Below are 18,304 nucleotides of genomic sequence, written 5' to 3' on the forward strand. Positions count from 1 at the left end.
TTTTTTAGATGTGAAGGATTTTCTTTAAACGGCGTACGCCCTCTTGAATCATGCTTTCGTCCGTACAGGCGAATCCTAGCAGTAATCCCTTTCGATTGCTTTCAAAACAATAAGGACTTAATGGATAAATGCCAACGCCAGCTGCTTTTGCTGCCTTCCTCATTTTGTTGATCTCAGGTGTCGGGCAGAAACAAAAGTAAGATGTCCATCTTTCTCTTTCTCTTCCAATTCGTTTAAAATATAGAGAGGAGAGGGGAAGATGAACATGAAAAAAGTGCAGCTTGATGGCGCAGCGTGCAGGTCGCAAGAAGAGCTTCATGACCAGCTAAAAACAGTTTTACACCTTCCTGACTATTACGGAAAAAATCTTGATGCCCTTTGGGACTGTTTGACAGGCGAGGTGACTCTTCCAGTTGAACTGACATGGGTGAATTTTCAAACGAGCAAAGACGCTCTTGGTGATTATGCTGAGAACTTGCGTCAGTTATTTCAAGAAGCAGAAGAAGAACTGAATGGACAATTTCAATTGAATATTCAATAAGAGAAAAAGCAGCCGCTGCCGCAGGCTGTTTTTTGAGTTTTCGTCTTTTTTATACCGCTATTGAATATTTCACTAGATGTGATAATATATGAACTGTCGCTTAATTGATAATGATAATCATTTATGGCGGATAGAGCTTGATAGAAAGTGAGAAACCTGTATGAAGTTGTATCAATTAAGTTTGTTATTTGTATGTTTGGCATGTATATCTCTGTTTGTCGGTGTACAGGATCTGTCCATTTTAGAACTGTTTCATTTAACAGATGAACAAGTGCACACGTTAGTTTCAAGCCGCCTCCCGCGTCTCGTGAGTATTGTGCTTGCTGGTATGAGCCTTAGTTTATGCGGCTTTATTATGCAAAGCATGACGAGGAATAAATTTGTTTCACCAACCACTGCAGGAACGATGGATTGGGCGAAGCTTGGTATTTTAGCAGCAATGCTTGTTTTTACACATGCGAATCCGCTTATGAAAATGGGGATTGCGTTTCTATTTACTTTAGCTGGGAATCTTCTTTTCTTAAAAATCCTGCGGCATATCAAGGTGAATGATACGATTTATGTACCATTAGTCGGCTTAATGTTTGGGGGGATTGTCAGTTCAATATCTACGTTTATAGCCTATAAATATGATTTGATCCAAAACGTATCCGCATGGCTTCAAGGGGATTTTTCTCTTATTGTCCAAGGGCGTTATGAACTGCTCTATGTGAGCGTTCCACTATTGATCATTGCGTATTTATATGCTGACCGCTTTACAGTGGCAGGCATGGGCGAGAGCTTTGCTGTCAACTTAGGTTTAACGTATAAACGTGTGATGGCAGTTGGTTTGGTGATCGTTTCAATGATTACGTCTGTCACCATTTTAACTGTCGGGATGCTGCCATTCCTTGGATTAATCATTCCGAATATTGTTTCGATCTACCGCGGCGATCACTTGAAAAAAAGCCTCCCGCATACAGCTTTACTAGGAGCTATTTTTGTTCTGATTTGTGATGTGCTCGGAAGGGTGATCATTTATCCATATGAAATATCAGTTGGGCTCATGGTAGGCATCATCGGGAGTGCGATCTTCCTGTACATGTTATTAAGGAGGAAACGCTATGCATAAGAAACGTATATTATGTCTGATTGCAGCCATTGCAGCCGTGTTGATCGTAATTTTTATTACCTTTCAAATGGGCTACTGGCCGTACACAGTCCCAAGCCGTTTAAAGAAAGTGCTTGCGATGACATTAACGGGAGGCGCGATTGCCTTTTCATCTGTTGTCTTTCAAACTTTGACCAACAATCGAATCTTAACGCCGAGCATATTGGGCTTAGACGCACTGTACTTGTTTTTGCAAACAGCGATTATTTATGTGTTTGGGTCGACTCATTTAATGATCGTCAATAAGAATCTTAATTTTTTCCTTTGCGTTGGGCTGATGATTCTATTTTCTGTATTGCTGTATACAGTCATGTTCAAACGCAAAAATAAACACATTTTCTTACTTCTGCTTGTTGGAATTGTGTTTGGGACATTATTCAAAAGTCTTTCTTCGTTTATGGAAATGCTGATCGATCCGAATGAATATCAGGTCGTACAGGATAAATCCTTTGCAAGCTTTAATCACATGAACACGGACATCTTACTGATCGCTTCTGTTTTATTTGCGGCGCTGTGTGTTTACATTTGGACATTCCGCTCCAAATTAGATGTCATGTCTCTTGGCAAGGAACATGCGGTGAATCTAGGCATTGACTACGACAGCATCACAAAAAAAATGCTGATCGTGATAGCTGTCCTTGTGTCTATCGCAACGGCACTTGTCGGACCAATTACGTTCCTCGGCTTACTCGCCGTAAACGTCGCACGAGAGCTTTTTCGGACATACCGGCATACATACTTGCTATTAGGCTCTTTTTTTATCAGCGTGATTGCCCTTGTAGGCGGGGAATTTCTTGTAGAAAAGGTATTTACTTTTCAAACGCCGCTTAGTGTGTTGATTGATTTAGTCGGCGGACTGTATTTTATTTATTTACTGTTAAAGGAGAGTCGTTCATGGTCTTGATGAAGGGCGTCAGTAAGGCGTATAACGGAAAAACAGTGCTTCACGACACAACGATCAGTGTGAAAAAGGGACAGCTGACGTCTCTCATTGGTCCGAATGGTGCGGGAAAAAGCACGCTTTTATCCATCATGAGCCGGCTGATTCAGCCAGACTCAGGTGCAGCTTATTTAGAAGACAAGCCATATAGTGCATACCCTCCGCAGGAACTTGCAAAGAAGATGAGTATTTTAAAGCAGGCCAATCATATGAATGTGCGGCTGACCGTTCGGGAGCTTGTCAGCTTTGGCCGTTTCCCTTACTCGCAGGGTCATCTGACAAAAGAGGATGAGAAGATGATTGATGTGTCCCTCCAATACATGAAGCTTGCCGATATCCAGCATCAATATGTAGATGAACTGAGCGGTGGACAAAGACAAAGAGCTTTTATTGCAATGGTGCTGGCGCAGGATACAGATTATATTTTCTTAGATGAGCCTTTAAACAATTTGGATATGAATCATTCTGTCGAGATGATGAAGCTCTTTCAGCAGCTCGTCAAAGATCTTGGGAAAACAATTGTTGTGGTTCTTCATGATATTAACTTTGCCTCTGTGTATTCCGATCATATCGTCGCCTTAAAAGATGGACAGGTCATTAAAGAAGGTGGAGTGGACGAAGTGATTCAAACAGATGCACTTGAACAAATTTATGACATGCGCATACCGATTGAAGTTATTCGTGGTGAGCACATTTGCTTATATTTTTCTTAAAAAAATGAAGAGGTGATTACGTATGAAAAAATGGACTTGGATGATGACTATATTAATAGCAATCGTGGTACTCGCTGCCTGCGGGAACCAAGGGAAAACTGAAGTCACAAAAGGGGAAACCGTCACGGTAAAAGACATACTGAATAAAGATGGTGTAAAGATCAAGAAAAACCCGAAAAAAGTGGTCGTGTTTGATATGGGAAGTCTTGATACTTTAGACAAAATAGGTGTGAATGTAACAGCTTTACCGAAACAAGCGGTGCCTAAATATTTATCAAAATATGAAGGAGACAAATATGAAAATGTCGGCGGATTAAAAGAGCCGAACTTTGAAAAAATTGCAGAAATTAAGCCGGATTTAATCATTATCCAGCACCGTCAAGCAGATGCATTCGATGAATTTTCTAATATTGCCCCTACGATTTATATGGATGTAGACAATGCCAATTATATGGAATCATTTAAAAAGAATGCCAAAACTTTAGGCAAGGTTTTTGATAAAGAAGACAAAGTTAAAGAAGAACTTGCAGCCATTGATCAAAAAGTGGATGCTTTAAAGAAAGAAGCAAAAGAGTTAAAGAAAAATGGGCTGGTGATCATGGCGAACGACAGCAAAATGACAGCGTTCGGACCTAAGTCAAGATACGGTCTCATCCACGATGTGTTTGGTATCACACCGGCAGATCAAAAGCTTGAGCCATCTGATAAACACGGTCAAAGCATTTCGTATGAATACATGGTCAAAACGAACCCAGACTATCTATTTGTCGTTGATCGAGGCGCAGCGATCGGAGAAGAAACGTCTGCGAAACAGCTTGTTGAGAATGATTACGTGAAATCAGTCAAAGCGATCAAAAACAACCATGTGGTGTATTTGAACTCTGACATGTGGTATCTATCCGGCGGCGGGCTTGAATCATTATCTGCCATGATTGGTGAAGTAAAACAAGGTATTAGCCAAAAATAATGAACGAAAGCTGCTCATCTTGAGCGGCTTTTTTATTGTGGATTCATAAAAATATGTTGCGTGCAGGAAACTTTCATCAAAATATGTTATAGTGGAACCTACATTGATAGACTAAGATAGAGTGAGGGTTCGGAAAGGATGAAGGAAAAAAGATCAAAAAGAAGACTAAGGCCTTGGGTAAAAGCCGTGCTGTTTATCATGGCATTTGTCATGGTGATGGCAGTGTCCGTGACTGGATACGCATACTATAAAATTTCAAAAGCGTCGAATAAGGCGCAAGTATCATTAGAAAGAGGAGACACCTCGCAAAAGCGTGTGAAAGCTTTTGATCCAGGAAAGGACAGCTTTTCGGTGCTGCTGCTTGGAATTGACAGCCGTCCAGGTGAAACGGTAGATGAAGCAAGAAGTGATGCGGTCTTACTGGCGGCGGTGAACCGAACAGACAAAACCATTAAGCTTCTCAGTATTCCTCGTGATTCTTATGTAGATATACCGGGAAGAGGATATGATAAAATTGCTCACGCCCATGCGTTTGGGAGTGCAGATTTGTCAGTCAAAACGGTCGAAAACTTGTTGAACATTCCTGTAGACTATGTGATTTCAGGGAACTTTAAGGCGTTTCAAGACATTGTGGATGAGCTAAATGGAATTGACGTAACGATTGAAGATGAAAGCATCGCAAAACAGATGGAAAAGGATTCAAAGGGAAAAGTTCAAGTGCAAACAGGCACTCATAGACTGAATGGCGAAGAAGCTTTGGCCTTTGTGAGAACGAGAAAGGCTGATAGTGATCTCATGCGCGGAAAGCGCCAAATGGAAGCACTTCAAGCCATCTTTGAAAAATCTAAATCGATTTCTTCGATCCCGTCATACGACAACATCATTGATACGCTTGGTGATAATGTCTCAACCAACCTTTCCATGAAACAGTTCATCGGTCTTTTTCCATTACTGAGCTCATTGAAATCAGTGGATACGATTCAGCTAAAGGGCCATGATTATCAGCCTGGGAATGTGTATTACTTTGAGTTAGATGGACCAGGATTAGAAGAAGTTAGAACAGAGCTGAGAAAACAGCTTGAATTATCATAAATAAGAAGGAGCCTGCCGCCGCGGCAGGCTTTTTTTGCATGGGTACCGCGCCGCATTTCAGCAAGAAGTTAATTTGCTTGATGCAGAAAATATGCAGTCAGCAGTTCCTCTACCCGGTGACGTATACGCGGATTAAAGTATTTATGCTTTTCTTCATAGCCATTTATGATAAATAGATACGTTGTAAATCCTTCATCGTGTTCAATTTGCTGTACTTTCATATTTTCTTTACGTAAATGCTGCTTCAGTTCGTAAAGTGCTTTCTGTGCTTCCTTTAACACAGAGGTCACAAGCTGAATGTATGGTTCATTTAGTTTAAATGTTTGATGTTGTTTTAAGTGTGTCAGGTCACGATTGAGGATGGAGATGACCATTGGAAGAAAGATGGCCTGTTCCATCATCTGAAGCTGTATTCTTGATAGTCTTGTCATGTCCAAGCCTGCTTTCTTTATGAATAGAACAAATGTTCTTGTTTATTATATCGAATGAGTCAAACAATCTCAAGGGGGCGAGTGGGATTCATTTGTATATTTTTATGTTTTCCATGTAAAATGAAATGTAGACAAACCTTGAAGGAGTCAAACAAGTTGACATCATTTCTTTTTCTATTTACTCATGAAAATATCACATCATTTTTTGAAAGCTACAAGGCTTTTGGACCAATTGTCGCTATATTGCTTCCTCTGATTGAAGCATTTCTTCCGTTTTTACCACTTGTGGCGTTTGCGGTGGCCAATGCAAATGCATTCGGCCTTTGGGAAGGCTTTTTATTAACCTGGATCGGTGCAAGTGCAGGGTCTATTCTTGTCTTTTTACTGATCAGAAAATTTGGACAGATGAGAATGCTGAACTTTATCAGCAGACACCCTTCCATTAAGAAATTGATGCTTTGGGTAGAGAAGCGGGGATTTGGTCCGTTATTTATTTTACTCTGCTTTCCTTTTACACCTTCTGCGGCTGTCAATGTTGTCGCAGGCTTATCAAGAATTAGCATGTGGCAATTTTCATTAGCTGCTTTAGCTGGTAAGTGTGTCATGCTCTTTATCATTAGTTTTATCGGTTATGATCTTTCTGCTTTAGTAAAGAATCCGTTAAGAAGTGTTTTTGCGGTTCTAGTTATCGTTTTATTATGGTATGTTGGAAAGAGAGTAGAAAATAGGTTGAATATTCGAATGAGCAAGCGTGAGGACAAAGGAGGCTCTTAATGAAAAAGAAGCCATTGCTGTGGTTGATGATTATTACATGCATCGTCTTATTGTTCCAGGTAAAGAATTTCATGTTTGTGAAGTATAAAGTAGAAGGGGTTAGTATGGACCCTACATTTACAGATGGAACAGAATTATTAATCAACAAGTTCTCGCCAAAACTCACGAAAATTAGCCGGTTTGATTATGTGTTATTTCACGGACCCAAAAATCAAATTTTGATCAAACGGGTCATTGGGCTCCCAGGAGAATCGATCAAGTATGTAGATGATCAGTTATTTGTCGATGGGGAAAAATGGAAAGAACCCTATTTAAAAGAGCAGAAAAAACATAAAATGGGGAATGTCCTGACAGGAGATTTTCAGCTGAAAGCTATCACAGGACAAGATAAAATCAAAAAAAACCATTACTTCGTGATCGGAGATAACCGAATACATAGCTTCGACAGCCGGCATTTTGGAACGATTTCAAAGGATCAAGTAGTTGGTGTCAAAAGAAATCAGAATGAATAAAAGAAGAGGCGCTCTGCACATGCAAAGCGTCTCTTTTTTTATTTTGCGGCTTTATATTCAGGATGTCTTTTTGCCCAGACATGATGTAAGAATCGAAAAAACGGTGGCAGCATCGCAATGACAAGAATGATTCTAACGACTTGTACAGCTACTACAAAGGTTGAGTCCTCATGGAGTGTGACTGCTGTTGTTGCCATTTCTGCAATACCGCCAGGCGAAAAGGCAAGAATGGCTGTAATGACAGAAATGCCTGTGACCTCTGCAATGGCAATTGAACTGAGAACCGTTGCAGCAATCAGTCCAGCTGAGCTGACGACGGCCACAATTAACGTGTTTTTTAGCCCGACAAACATCTGTTTATTCATTTTTGAACCGATGGTTGCACCTAGAAATACCTGTGACGCGATATTCGCTTGTGCTGGCCAGTAAGGAATCAAATCATGACCTATGAGAGCACCTGCACCTACTTGAAGAGCTGCAACTCCTAACATACTGCCAATCAGCCAAGGGGCAGGGAAATGAAGACGAACCGCGAGGCGTGACATAAGCCAGGCACCTAAAATAAGTGCGATACTCCACGAGATATTTGACAGGGTGAAAACGCCGGATGAAAAGGCGCTCCCTTGCACGGTTGCAGCTGCATCCGCTGGATTTTTTGTATTTAAATAGAACACCGTAAATGGGATGGTGAGTACCACCATTAATACACGTGTTGTTTGTACGAGACTGACAACGGCTGTATTTGCTCCAACCTCTTGGGCAATCCCTGGCATAGCAGATAAACCGCCTGGTGCTGTTCCGACAAAGCTGGTCAGCATATCTGTTTTACTCAGCTTCCATAAGGCAAAGCCAGAGAGCATCGCCAGTAGAATAGAAAAAACGAGCATGAAACTCACAGGGAGCCAATGTTCAGTGAAAATATGAAGAACTTTCATGTTCATTTTCTGTCCGAGTTCGATTCCGAGAATAAATTGACCAAGGAGTAGCCATCTGCTGTGGATACGCAAGGTGTTGTTTCCTTTACGCTGAAACAGGGCGGGGCGTCGCATGGCAATAAATGCAGCCGTGATTAATGTTCCGATCATCCAGCCAATAGACATTCCTGTTAAAGACAAAAGAAATCCACCTAAACCGCTTATCGCGATCAAAATGAGATCGGTTCGAAGGCTGTTTCCTTGTTTCATCACATGTAAACCTTCTTCCTATAAATTTGTTCAGTAAGTGAAATGTTGTTATCTTCACTATAATACAAAAGTCTCTATAAATAAAATACGAATTTTTTTACCAATTTCATAAGATTATCTTATCGAGAATCAGATTGCCTATTGATATAAATAGGTTCGTAATTTTTACCAAGAAGCAAGGTAATATGCAACGATTTTCCCCTATTTTGGTTATCTGTTGACTATCATTTTCAATTACACTACAATCCTTAGTGTGAGGTGATGACATGAAAATTCCTTCTTTTAAATATAATGAAAAGGGATTGAATCGCTTTTTCGGTCCTTTAGAGGGAAGGATTATGGAGATCCTTTATCAAGGTGAGGGTATGCCGATTAAAGAAGTGCAGCAGAAGCTGTCAGATGAGAAGCCGATTAATTTCAACACGGTGATGACTGTGCTGAACCGCTTAACCGAAAAGGGAATTGTCGAGAAGAAAACAAAAGGGCGTTCATCTATTTATAATCCCATTTTAACAAAAGAAGAATTTCTAAATGAGCAGACAAAATGGATTACCCAAGGGCTGATGGACGATTTTGGTCCACTGGCAGTGAATCATATGGTGGATGCAATTGAAAGTGCTGACCCTGAATTACTCAAAGTGCTTGAAGCAAGGCTGGCATCCAAAAAAGAGGAGCAGCAAAATGAATAAAATGAAATCGAGCCTGCTGTTTTTAGGCGGTATATTGATTGGTTTAACGATTTTTTATCAGATGGGTTATTACGTGCTTTCAAGCTTTTTTGGCTGGAATCAAGCATATAATCTTATTCATGTATGCCAGTCTGTTCTCGAATTCTATGGATTCACTCCTTTGAAATATTTTCTAGATGCTTTAGTCCTCTACACACTGGGATTTGCGATTTTCTATATGACGAAGCAAATCAAAACGTACATTCAATTCAAGCAAAATCTGATGCTTGCAGTCGATTACAACTCGACCGAATCTTTATCTGAGAAATATGCAAATGACATCATTGTGTTTCATTGTCATGAACCGCTTGCTTTTGCCATGGGGATGCTTCACCCAAAGGTTTACTTATCAACGTCTCTCATGGACGTGCTGGATGAAGAGGAGATTGACGCTGTTGTTTATCATGAATTACACCACAAATACAGCTATGATCCTTTAAAGGCTTTCACATTCTCAATGCTCACAAAAGTTATTTGGTACATTCCAGTGTTAAAGCATATGAGACAAAGCTATTCCGTTTTTCGTGAAGTGATCGCAGATGACTATGCGATTCGGCAGACAGGCACTGAGCTTGGAGTAGGGCAAGCCCTTTTGAAGCTGATTAAAAAGAGAACGCAGTTTCAAAAACAAACGAAGTTTGCGGTATCCTTTGGAGATCGGGCATTGAATTTAAGAATACAGAAGATCTTAAATCCAACATACAATATTCCTTTCAATGTACCCATCATTCCCATTGTCACATCAACCATTCTCATGGTGGCCTTAATGATTATGCTTAACCTAAATTACTAATTTTTTTACTTATTAACATTACATTATGTAGTGTAAAAACAGGAGGAAATCACTATATGAAAACGAATCAAGAAATAGGAACACTTTTTGTACGTGTTATTTTAGGTATTATCTTCTTTCTACACGGACTTCAGGCATATCAAGGAGGTCTGGGGGGAACAGCGGCATTCTTTGGACAAATCGGTGTACCGGAATTTATGGCCTATATTGTAAAGACAATTGAGCTGGTCGGTGGTATCGCCTTGATTTTAGGTCTAGGAACACGTATTTTCGCAGCATTATTTGTACCAATTATGGCTGTGGCGATTATTACGGTTGGTTTTTCTAAAGGATTTGTTGGCGGTTATGAATTTGAACTATCGCTGCTTGTCATGGCCCTTTATTTAACACTCAGCGGCAGTAAGATGCTGTCCATTGATGGGTTGCTAAAACATCAGCAGCAAAGCAATGAAGCAAAATTTCATTAAACGATCATGAAAAAACTCCTTCTGCTATTTGTGGCAGAGGAGTTTTTTTATTTCTCAAATTGTCGTTTTCACGTTTGAAAAAGTGAAAGAGATGAGGGATTTATTGAGAATAGTATTTTATTTGATAGATTGAATGAACAAAAAGCCGATTTCATTTTTTGACGGAACATACGATCTCCTATTAAAATAGGACTATCTAAGACACATGGTGCGTTAAAAGATATAAAAACCATACCGCATGCTGCTGTTCATCTTGAGCGATACGTTTCATCAGCTCTTTTGTTCCTTGATCCCGGACATAATCTGATATCGTTAAGTAAAAATCGACCGTTCTTTGTTCATCTTTAAATGCGAAAAGAAGCCCTTCTCTAAATTGATCTGGACAAGGTTCTGTTACGCTTGGTTTGTGATTTTTACCTGTTAAAGAATAATACAGCTTTGAAAATAGTTGATAGTGTCTGACTTCATCCTGGCGTATTTCTTGAATGATTTTTTTTGCCTCAGGAGTTTTTGCTCTTTGAGCAAGTTTTTCGTAGCATTGGATCGCAGAATATTCACCATTGATTGCTTTTTCAAGGTCTGAAATGATTCTTGTGTTTTGGCGCATGTCATATGGCGGGTAGTCGTAATAACCGTAATACATGATATTGCCAGCCTCCTTTGAGTTCATGATGGTTTATGATATGAGAAGAGTAAGGAAAGGTGCCTATATCTTTTTAGGAAGGAGAAGGGGAAAATAGCTATTTACTTTTATTTTCGCTAGAATATGAGTACATAAGAAAGGTGTTGTGGAGCGTGGAGATTCAGTTTTTAGCAGGCAGATCGGGGAGTGGAAAAACGACTGCAATCTTAGAGGAAATCAAAGAACAGCTTCGGCTTGATCCGTTGGGTCCGCCAATCATTTTTTTAGTCCCGGATCAAATGACATTCTTAATGGAATACGAGCTTGCAAAAACGTCTGAAGCTGGCGGGATGATCAGGGCCAAAGTATTTAGTTTCACGCGTCTTGCTTGGTCTATTTTACAGCAGACTGGCGGAGCGAACCGGCAATTTGTGACAAGCACAGGAATTCAAATGCTTTTAAGAAAAGTGATTGAAGAGGAGAAAGAAAAGTTTAAGGTATTCAAAAAAGCGAGTGATAAGCCGGGGTTTGTCGAGCAAATCGAAAAGACGATGGCTGAGTTCAAGAGATATTGCATGCTGCCTGAGGATATTGAAAAAATTTCATTATCGAGCATGCATTCAGAGTATACAGAAGAAAGACGGGCAGCCGAGAAATTGCATGATCTGCATGTTCTTTATCAGCAGATGGAGCAGCATTTACAAGATGAATATGTGCACTCAGAAGACTATTTGACGCTTCTCACGGAGCAAATTCCTTTATCTGATGAAATAAAAGGAGCACACATTTATATAGATGGTTTTTATCAATTTACACCGCAGCAGCTTCTCGTCATTGAACAGCTTCTGCTGCATGCTGAGAAAATAACGGCTGCTTTCACAGTGGATCGTTCCTATCATGATAAACAGCCAAATGAACTTGATTTATTTCGTATGACAGGTAAAACGTATTTCCAGCTCTATCAGCTTGCTAAAGAGTGCGGCGCGTCCATTTCTGAGCACATTTTGGAGAAAAATAACCGTCATCTTCATACGCCGGATCTTGCTTATTTAGAACGGCAATATGAGCAGAGACCGGTGAAGCCATATCAGGAAATAACCCCTCATCTCACAGTGTCTAAAAGTGCGAGTAAACGAGCTGAAATTGAGGGAGTAGCGAGAGAAATTCTTCATTTAGTGAGAGAAGAAGGACTTAGACTGCGAGATATTTCGATTGTAGCGCGGCATGTAGACGACTATAAAGATACGTTAAAAGAGGTTTTTCGAGATTACGATATTCCATTTTTTATTGATGGAAATGAATCGATGCAGTATCATCCGCTCATTGAATTAATTCGTTCAAGCTTGGATGTCATAAAAGGAAACTGGCGTTATGAGGCCGTGTTTCGCTGCGTGAAGACAGAGTTCTTATTTCCGCTCGAACTTGCCAAAAACAAAGCGAGAGAACAGGCAGACCAGCTTGAAAACTACTGTATTGCTTATGGTGTAAAAGGAGAACGCTGGACAAACGGTTCCCGTTTCCATTACAGGCGATTCCAATCCTTAGATGAGGATTTTGGACAAACAGATCAAGAAATTGAAATGGAACAGATGCTGAATGATGTAAAGGAATGGATCGCACCGCCGCTTTTCCAATTGCAAAAAAGGCTGAAAAAAGCGCAAAAGGTAAAAGACATGGTAGAGGCAGTTTATGTCTTCTTAGAGGAAATACAAGTGCCGGATAAACTTGAAAAGGCTAGGCTGGAAGCTGAAGAAGCAGGTAGATTAGCTGAAGCCATGCAGCATGGACAAGTATGGGATGCTGTTATTCAATTAATGGATGAATTTGTTGAAATGCTCGGTGGGGAGGAGCTCTCATTTCCTTTATTCCAACAGATGATGGATACAGGATTGGCCTCTTTAAAATTCGCTTTAATTCCGCCTTCACTCGACCAAGTATTTATCGGAAGTATGGATTTATCGAGAATGTATCAAGTGAAGTGTATGTTTATCATTGGGGTAAATGATGGCGTTATTCCCGCACGTCCTTCTGACGAAAGTGTTTTGTCTGAGGATGACCGGGAGTGGTTAAAACGAGCAGGAGCAGAACTCGCAGAGACAGGAAAAGAACGGCTGCTAGATGAGCAATTTTTAATTTACCAGGCGCTGTCGAGTCCATCTCATCATTTGTATCTGTCTTATTCAGTGTCAGATGAAGAGGGGCGCTCTCTATTGCCTTCGCCTCTTATCAAGTATTGTCAGGAGCTTATGCCAAATCATGAGCATGCTTTGTATGTGTTAGACCCGGAACAGCTGGATGACAAGGAGCAATTAAAATTTGTAGCGAATGAGCATGTCTCGTTATCGTATACTGTCTCGCAGCTGCAGCAATGGCTCAACCAATACCCCATCAGTGGTGTATGGTGGAGTGTCTATAATTATTTGATGACGTCATCTCATCGGGATGTATCAAAAAACATCTTGTCGAGTTTGTTTTTTACAAATCGAGCGAAGCGCTTAAAACCAAACGTCACAAAAGAACTTTATGGTGATCACATTCAAGGCAGTGTTTCAAGAATGGAGAAATTCAATGCGTGTGCATTTTCTCACTTTGCTTCCCACGGGTTAAAACTAAAGGACCGGCAATTTTATAAATTGGAAGCACCCGATATCGGCCAGCTGTTTCACTCGGCCTTAAAGCATATTTCAGATACGCTTGTTGAACAAAAAAAGGATTGGAAAAACCTAACGAAGGATGACTGTGTCAACTATTCAAGACATGCAATCGAACAGCTTGCACCGCGTCTTCAAAAGGAAATCCTATTAAGCTCTAACCGGCATGCTTATATTAAAGAAAAGCTCCAGAAAATCTTGATTCGAGTCTCTTCTATATTAAGTGAGCATGCAAGAGTGAGTGGATTTTCTCCCGTTGGGCTTGAGTTAGGCTTTGGCGGCCAAGGGCCACTTCCGCCGTTTACTTTTCAATTGAAAAATGGCTGCACGATGGAGCTTGTCGGAAGAATTGACCGGGTGGATAAAGCAGAAGGTTCAAAAGGGCTGCTGTTGAGAATCGTCGACTACAAATCGAGTGAGAAAGGCCTTGATCTAGCAGAAGTATACTATGGGCTGGCCTTGCAAATGCTCACATACTTAGACCTGACGATTACGTATTCAAAGGAGTGGCTCGGTGTAGAAGCAACGCCAGCTGGCATTTTATATTTCCATATTCATGATCCGCTCATTCAAGCACCGATTCCGCTTGCAGAGGATGAAATCGAGCAGGAAATATTCAAGAAATTTAAAATGAAAGGTCTTTTGCTTGAAGATGTAGAAGCGGTAAAGCTAATGGATCAAACGCTTGAATCAGGAAGATCACAAGTCATTCAAGCTGGCTTGAAAAAGGATGGGTCTTTCCGTTCTGACTCTGCTGTTTTAAGTGAAGATCATTTCCATATACTCACACAGCATGTTCGGCGCACGTTTGAAGAGGCAGGCGAAAGAATTACAAATGGCGAGGTAGCGATTAATCCATATAAATTGAAGGATCAAACACCATGCCGCTTTTGTTCATTTAAGTCTATTTGCCAATTTGATGAATCGATAGAGGATAATGAATTTAGAGTGCTTTCATCTGAAAAGGATGATGTTGTGATAGACCGGATCAAAAAAGAAGGGGATCAGTATGCAAATACCAAAACCGAATAACAGTACTTGGACGGATGACCAGTGGGAAGCCATCGTTTCAGAAGGACAAGATATCCTTGTTGCGGCGGCGGCAGGGTCAGGTAAAACAGCTGTTTTGGTTGAACGGCTGATTCGAAAAATGACCCGTCCTGAAGATCCAGTTGATGTGGATCGTCTGCTCGTTGTGACTTTCACAAATGCATCTGCGGCAGAGATGAAGCATCGGATCACAGAAGCACTTGAAAAGGAATTAGCTAAGAACCCCGGGTCCCTTCATATGAGAAGACAGCTGTCGCTCATGAATCGTGCCAATATTTCCACCCTGCACTCCTTTTGTTTGCAGGTTTTGCGCACCTTTTACTATGAGATTGACCTTGATCCAGGCTTTCGTTTGGCTGATCAAACAGAAGGAGAATTATTAGGAGATGAAGTGTTAGATGAACTGTTTGAGGATGAATATAAGGCTGGAAAGCCAGCGTTCTTTGAACTGGTTGATCGTTACACTTCTGACCGTCATGATTTAGATTTGCAATGGCTTGTGAAGAGAATTTATGAGTTTTCCAGATCTCATCCTTCACCTGAACAATGGATGAGGGCATTCCTTTCTCTTTATGATGTAGATGCTCAAACAAAAGTAGAACAATTACCGTTTTACCCATATATCAAAGAGGACCTTTCTCTCGTTTTTCGAAGCTGTCTTGAACTGCTCGAACGAGCTCTCGCCCTATCAAAAGAACCGGGTGGCCCCGCGCCGAGAGCAGAAAATTTTATAGATGATTTAGAGCAGATCAATGAATTAATCAGGCACCAAGATGATTTTGAGAAGCTTTACGAGCTTTTGCCAAACATCAATTTTAAAAGGCTCAAAACATGTAAAGGGGACGAATATGACCCTGTGCTGTTAGAAAAAGCCACAGATGCACGCAATCAAGCAAAAAAACAATTAGAAAAGCTCAAAGATGAATACTTTATGCGCAGTCCCGCCCAGCATTTGAAAAGTTTAGCTGAAATGAAGCCGGTGATCGAAACACTTGTGGAGCTTGTCATCCAATTTGGACAGCGTTTCGAAAGAGCGAAGCAAGAAAAATCAATCGTGGATTTTTCGGATTTAGAGCATTATTGCTTACGCATTTTAGCAGAGCAGGACGCGGAAGGAAATTTGATTGAAACAGAAGCGGCCAAGTACTATCAACAGCAGTTTGAAGAAGTGCTCGTTGATGAATACCAGGATACAAACCTTGTACAGGAAACGATTTTAAGGCTTGTATCTAAAGGGGAACATGCTGCAGAGGGCAACCTGTTTATGGTTGGTGATGTAAAGCAGTCCATTTATCGTTTTAGACTGGCTGAGCCTATGCTCTTTTTAAACAAATATAAACAATTTACACCAGACGGCAAAGAAACAGGGAAGAGAATTGATTTAAATAAAAACTTCCGCAGCCGTTCAGATGTGTTAGACAGTACGAACTTTTTGTTCAAACAGCTGATGGGGGAAACAGTTGGAGAAATTGATTACGATGAACAAGCTGAATTAAAGCTTGGAGCTAGTTATCCAGAAAGCGAAGATACAACGACAGAAATGCTTCTTGTACATTTAGATCAACAGGAAGCAGAAACTGACGAAGAGCGAGAAGAACTAGAGACCGTACAACTAGAAGCGAGAGTCATTGCTAAAAAAATAAGAGAATTGGTGGAGCAGCCATTTCAAGTGTACGATGCAAAACAGCAAATGACCCGTAACTTGCAGTATCGGGACATTGTGATTTTACTTCGCTCCATGCCTTGGGCTCCGCAAATGATGGAGGAATTGAAGAAGCAGGGAATCCCTGTGTATGCGAATCTTTCCTCCGGTTATTTTGAAGCAACAGAGGTGTCTGTGATTCTTTCTCTGTTAAAAGTCATCGATAATCCATATCAGGATATCCCGCTTGCAGCTGTATTAAGATCACCAATTGTTCATTTAGACGAAAATGAAATGGCACTGATTCGCACGAGTGATAAAAAAGGCACTTATTATGATGCTGTGAAGGCATTTATGAGTGTGACTCATTCAGATCACCCTACATGCAAAAAACTAGAACGGTTTTTCAGGTTGCTGCGTAAGTGGCGTGATTTCTCCATGAATCATTCAGTAGCGGAATTGATTTGGGAAGTATACCGCGATACGCAGTATCTAGATTACGTTGGCGGGATGCCTGGAGGCAAGCAGAGACAGGCGAACCTCCGTGCTCTTTATGATCGAGCGAAGCAGTATGAAAAAGCTGCCTTTAGAGGGCTGTTCCGTTTTCTTCGTTTTATCGAAAGAATGCAGGAGCGTGGAGATGATCTTGGTGCGGCAAAAACGTTCAGTGAAACAGAGGACGTTGTTCGCATGATGACGATCCACAGCAGTAAAGGATTAGAATTTCCAGTCGTCTTTACCGCAGGACTCGGCAGAAACTTTAATATGATGGACTTAAACCAGTCCTACTTGCTTGATAAAGAATTAGGCTTTGGAAGCAAATATATTCATCCAGAGCTGAGAATTAGCTATGCAACATTACCGCTTGTGGCGATGAAAAAAAAGATGAGGAAAGAGCTATTATCTGAAGAGCTGAGAGTTCTATATGTAGCGCTCACAAGGGCTAAGGAGAAATTATTTCTGGTCGGCTCTGTCAAAAATCAGGTGAAGGCATTAAGCAAATGGCAAAATGCTGCAACCGGAGAGGACTGGCTCCTCCCTGATTTTGAACGTTATCAATCGAAAACATACTTAGATTTTATTGGTCCTGCTCTCATCCGCCACCAAGCAATGTCATCTATTTTAGAAGAAACAGGTGATGTTGTTCTGTCACACCCATCAGCATTCACGATCTCATTTACTCAAGCTTCCGATCTTCTAAAAGAAGATATGTCACTTGAAAAGAAGCAGCAGGACGAGGTGGTACAAGCTTTGATGGAAGGTCTGCCTGTTGAAAAATATGGTGATGCTGATGAGAAAGTAGCAGAGAGACTTTCATGGAGATACCCATACCTAGCGGCCTCACAAGTCGGCACAAAGCAGTCAGTTTCCGAGATAAAAAGAATGAAAGAAATACAGGATGAGTACAGTGTTCCTTCTTCTCTTCGAAAAGACCGTGCCACGATGTATGACCGGCCGGCTTTCATGAAGAAAAAAACACTCACTGCCGCAGAGCAAGGCACCGCAATGCATACAGTCATGCAGCATATTGCGCTTCCTTCTGACGAGCCCTTCGATGAAATCCGTATACATCAGCTGCTCGATTCCTTACAGCAGCGAGACTTGCTAACAGATGAACAAGTCCAGTCAATTGATCAAGAAGGAATTGCAGCTTTCTTCTCTACTTCTATTGGTCAAAAGCTGCGGAAAGCGGACTGGGTGAAACGAGAAGTGTCATTTAGTATGGTGTTACCTGTTAAAGAGGTATACAGCCATATTGATGCAGAGGGGGAGCCTGTCCTTATTCAAGGGATGATTGACTGTTTGTTTGAAACGGATGGAAAACTATATTTACTAGATTATAAAACAGATAGAGTGCAAGGCAGATATACAGACGGTCTTGAAGCAGCTGTACCTATATTGAAAAAGCGCTATGAAACTCAAATAGCGTTATATGCAAAAGCAGTAGAACGTTTAACAAACAGAACATTAGAGGAGAAAATTCTTTATTTCTTTGATGGTAATTTAGAAATTTCATTATAAATGTATCGGAATGAGAGGTGAATCA

16 protein-coding genes and 1 pseudogene are annotated in these 18,304 nt (G+C 40.8%); 13 read left to right on the forward strand and 4 right to left on the reverse strand.

Annotation, left to right across the window (positions count from 1 at the left end; translation table 11 throughout):
• Positions 1–4 precede the first annotated feature (4 nt).
• A pseudogene (locus tag NSU13_RS05135) lies at positions 5–157 on the reverse strand (PLP-dependent aminotransferase family protein); the annotation flags it as partial.
• Positions 158–265: 108 nt separating this feature from the next.
• Between NSU13_RS05135 and NSU13_RS05140 the strand changes: the two are divergent.
• From NSU13_RS05140 to NSU13_RS05165, 6 genes are all read left to right on the forward strand, one after another.
• The gene (locus tag NSU13_RS05140) at positions 266–541 is read left to right on the forward strand and encodes a barstar family protein (protein WP_065214458.1); all 276 of its coding nucleotides are present in this window, start codon (positions 266–268) and stop codon (positions 539–541) included.
• A gap of 160 nt (positions 542–701) precedes the next feature.
• Positions 702–1,652 carry an ABC transporter permease gene (locus NSU13_RS05145; RefSeq protein WP_041117046.1) on the forward strand — a complete coding sequence of 317 codons (951 nt, stop codon included), beginning with the start codon at positions 702–704 and terminating at the stop codon, positions 1,650–1,652.
• A complete protein-coding gene (locus tag NSU13_RS05150) occupies positions 1,645–2,595 on the forward strand; it encodes an iron chelate uptake ABC transporter family permease subunit (RefSeq protein WP_041117048.1) in 951 nt (316 codons plus the stop codon). Before NSU13_RS05145 ends, NSU13_RS05150 begins: the two co-directional genes overlap by 8 nt.
• Positions 2,586–3,344: an ATP-binding cassette domain-containing protein gene (locus tag NSU13_RS05155; RefSeq protein WP_252050319.1), complete on the forward strand. Its 759-nt coding sequence runs from the start codon at positions 2,586–2,588 to the stop codon at positions 3,342–3,344. Before NSU13_RS05150 ends, NSU13_RS05155 begins: the two co-directional genes overlap by 10 nt.
• A 22-nt stretch (positions 3,345–3,366) precedes the next feature.
• Positions 3,367–4,311 (forward strand): siderophore ABC transporter substrate-binding protein, encoded by a 945-nt coding sequence (locus tag NSU13_RS05160; protein WP_252050320.1) that lies wholly within the window; start codon positions 3,367–3,369, stop codon positions 4,309–4,311.
• A 138-nt stretch (positions 4,312–4,449) separates the two neighbouring features.
• Positions 4,450–5,403, forward strand: a complete 954-nt coding sequence (locus tag NSU13_RS05165) for an LCP family protein (protein ID WP_034282168.1) — start codon at positions 4,450–4,452, stop codon at positions 5,401–5,403.
• 68 nt (positions 5,404–5,471) lie between these two features.
• Here the strand turns inward: NSU13_RS05165 and NSU13_RS05170 are convergent, their stop codons facing one another.
• Entirely contained in the window at positions 5,472–5,834 is a 363-nt protein-coding gene (locus tag NSU13_RS05170) for a hypothetical protein (RefSeq protein ID WP_034282166.1), read from the reverse strand.
• Positions 5,835–5,990: 156 nt separating this feature from the next.
• Here NSU13_RS05170 and NSU13_RS05175 point away from each other — a divergent pair, with 156 nt between their 5' ends.
• Both NSU13_RS05175 and lepB read left to right on the forward strand, forming a co-directional pair.
• Entirely contained in the window at positions 5,991–6,608 is a 618-nt protein-coding gene (locus NSU13_RS05175; RefSeq protein ID WP_252050322.1) for a TVP38/TMEM64 family protein, read from the forward strand.
• Entirely contained in the window at positions 6,608–7,120 is a 513-nt protein-coding gene (gene lepB, locus NSU13_RS05180; RefSeq protein WP_034282162.1) for a signal peptidase I, read from the forward strand. Before NSU13_RS05175 ends, lepB begins: the two co-directional genes overlap by 1 nt.
• 38 nt (positions 7,121–7,158) lie before the next feature.
• Here lepB and NSU13_RS05185 read toward each other — a convergent pair whose 3' ends face one another.
• Positions 7,159–8,304: an AbrB family transcriptional regulator gene (locus tag NSU13_RS05185; RefSeq protein WP_034282161.1), complete on the reverse strand. Its 1,146-nt coding sequence runs from the start codon at positions 8,302–8,304 to the stop codon at positions 7,159–7,161.
• A gap of 266 nt (positions 8,305–8,570) precedes the next feature.
• Between NSU13_RS05185 and NSU13_RS05190 the strand changes: the two genes are divergently transcribed.
• From NSU13_RS05190 to NSU13_RS05200, 3 genes are read left to right on the forward strand one after another with little or no spacing between them, the layout of a single operon-like run.
• Entirely contained in the window at positions 8,571–8,993 is a 423-nt protein-coding gene (locus NSU13_RS05190) for a BlaI/MecI/CopY family transcriptional regulator (RefSeq protein WP_034282159.1), read from the forward strand.
• Positions 8,986–9,825, forward strand: a complete 840-nt coding sequence (locus tag NSU13_RS05195) for a M56 family metallopeptidase (protein ID WP_342489909.1) — start codon at positions 8,986–8,988, stop codon at positions 9,823–9,825. Before NSU13_RS05190 ends, NSU13_RS05195 begins: the two co-directional genes overlap by 8 nt.
• A 56-nt stretch (positions 9,826–9,881) precedes the next feature.
• Positions 9,882–10,292, forward strand: a complete 411-nt coding sequence (locus NSU13_RS05200) for a DoxX family protein (protein WP_034282155.1) — start codon at positions 9,882–9,884, stop codon at positions 10,290–10,292.
• Between the two features lie 196 nt (positions 10,293–10,488).
• On the opposite strand, the gene NSU13_RS05205 is transcribed toward NSU13_RS05200, so the two are convergent.
• The gene (locus tag NSU13_RS05205) at positions 10,489–10,935 is read right to left on the reverse strand and encodes a ferritin-like domain-containing protein (RefSeq protein ID WP_034282153.1); all 447 of its coding nucleotides are present in this window, start codon (positions 10,933–10,935) and stop codon (positions 10,489–10,491) included.
• Positions 10,936–11,087: 152 nt separating this feature from the next.
• Here NSU13_RS05205 and addB point away from each other — a divergent pair, with 152 nt between their 5' ends.
• Together addB and addA are read left to right on the forward strand one after the other, a co-directional pair.
• Positions 11,088–14,597 (forward strand): helicase-exonuclease AddAB subunit AddB, encoded by a 3,510-nt coding sequence (addB, locus tag NSU13_RS05210; protein ID WP_342489910.1) that lies wholly within the window; start codon positions 11,088–11,090, stop codon positions 14,595–14,597.
• A complete protein-coding gene (addA, locus tag NSU13_RS05215; RefSeq protein WP_342489911.1) occupies positions 14,575–18,279 on the forward strand; it encodes a helicase-exonuclease AddAB subunit AddA in 3,705 nt (1,234 codons plus the stop codon). Before addB ends, addA begins: the two co-directional genes overlap by 23 nt.
• Positions 18,280–18,304: the final 25 nt, after the last annotated feature.

Origin of the sequence: Bacillus sp. FSL M8-0049, from assembly GCF_038593355.1 — a bacterium.
Classification (GTDB): domain Bacteria; phylum Bacillota; class Bacilli; order Bacillales; family Bacillaceae; genus Bacillus; species Bacillus safensis.

Excerpts from the sequence above, each read along its gene's own strand:
- NSU13_RS05140 (WP_065214458.1), top strand. The coding sequence starts at position 266 with ATGAAAAAAGTGCAGCTTGATGGCGCAGCGTGCAGGTCGCAAGAAGAG.
- NSU13_RS05145 (WP_041117046.1), top strand. The coding sequence starts at position 702 with ATGAAGTTGTATCAATTAAGTTTGTTATTTGTATGTTTGGCATGTATA.
- NSU13_RS05150 (WP_041117048.1), top strand. The coding sequence starts at position 1,645 with ATGCATAAGAAACGTATATTATGTCTGATTGCAGCCATTGCAGCCGTG.
- NSU13_RS05155 (WP_252050319.1), top strand. The coding sequence starts at position 2,586 with ATGGTCTTGATGAAGGGCGTCAGTAAGGCGTATAACGGAAAAACAGTG.
- NSU13_RS05160 (WP_252050320.1), top strand. The coding sequence starts at position 3,367 with ATGAAAAAATGGACTTGGATGATGACTATATTAATAGCAATCGTGGTA.
- NSU13_RS05165 (WP_034282168.1), top strand. The coding sequence starts at position 4,450 with ATGAAGGAAAAAAGATCAAAAAGAAGACTAAGGCCTTGGGTAAAAGCC.
- NSU13_RS05170 (WP_034282166.1), bottom strand. The coding sequence starts at position 5,834 with ATGACAAGACTATCAAGAATACAGCTTCAGATGATGGAACAGGCCATC.
- lepB (WP_034282162.1), top strand. The coding sequence starts at position 6,608 with ATGAAAAAGAAGCCATTGCTGTGGTTGATGATTATTACATGCATCGTC.
- NSU13_RS05185 (WP_034282161.1), bottom strand. The coding sequence starts at position 8,304 with ATGAAACAAGGAAACAGCCTTCGAACCGATCTCATTTTGATCGCGATA.
- NSU13_RS05190 (WP_034282159.1), top strand. The coding sequence starts at position 8,571 with ATGAAAATTCCTTCTTTTAAATATAATGAAAAGGGATTGAATCGCTTT.
- NSU13_RS05195 (WP_342489909.1), top strand. The coding sequence starts at position 8,986 with ATGAATAAAATGAAATCGAGCCTGCTGTTTTTAGGCGGTATATTGATT.
- NSU13_RS05200 (WP_034282155.1), top strand. The coding sequence starts at position 9,882 with ATGAAAACGAATCAAGAAATAGGAACACTTTTTGTACGTGTTATTTTA.
- NSU13_RS05205 (WP_034282153.1), bottom strand. The coding sequence starts at position 10,935 with ATGTATTACGGTTATTACGACTACCCGCCATATGACATGCGCCAAAAC.
- addA (WP_342489911.1), top strand. The coding sequence starts at position 14,575 with ATGCAAATACCAAAACCGAATAACAGTACTTGGACGGATGACCAGTGG.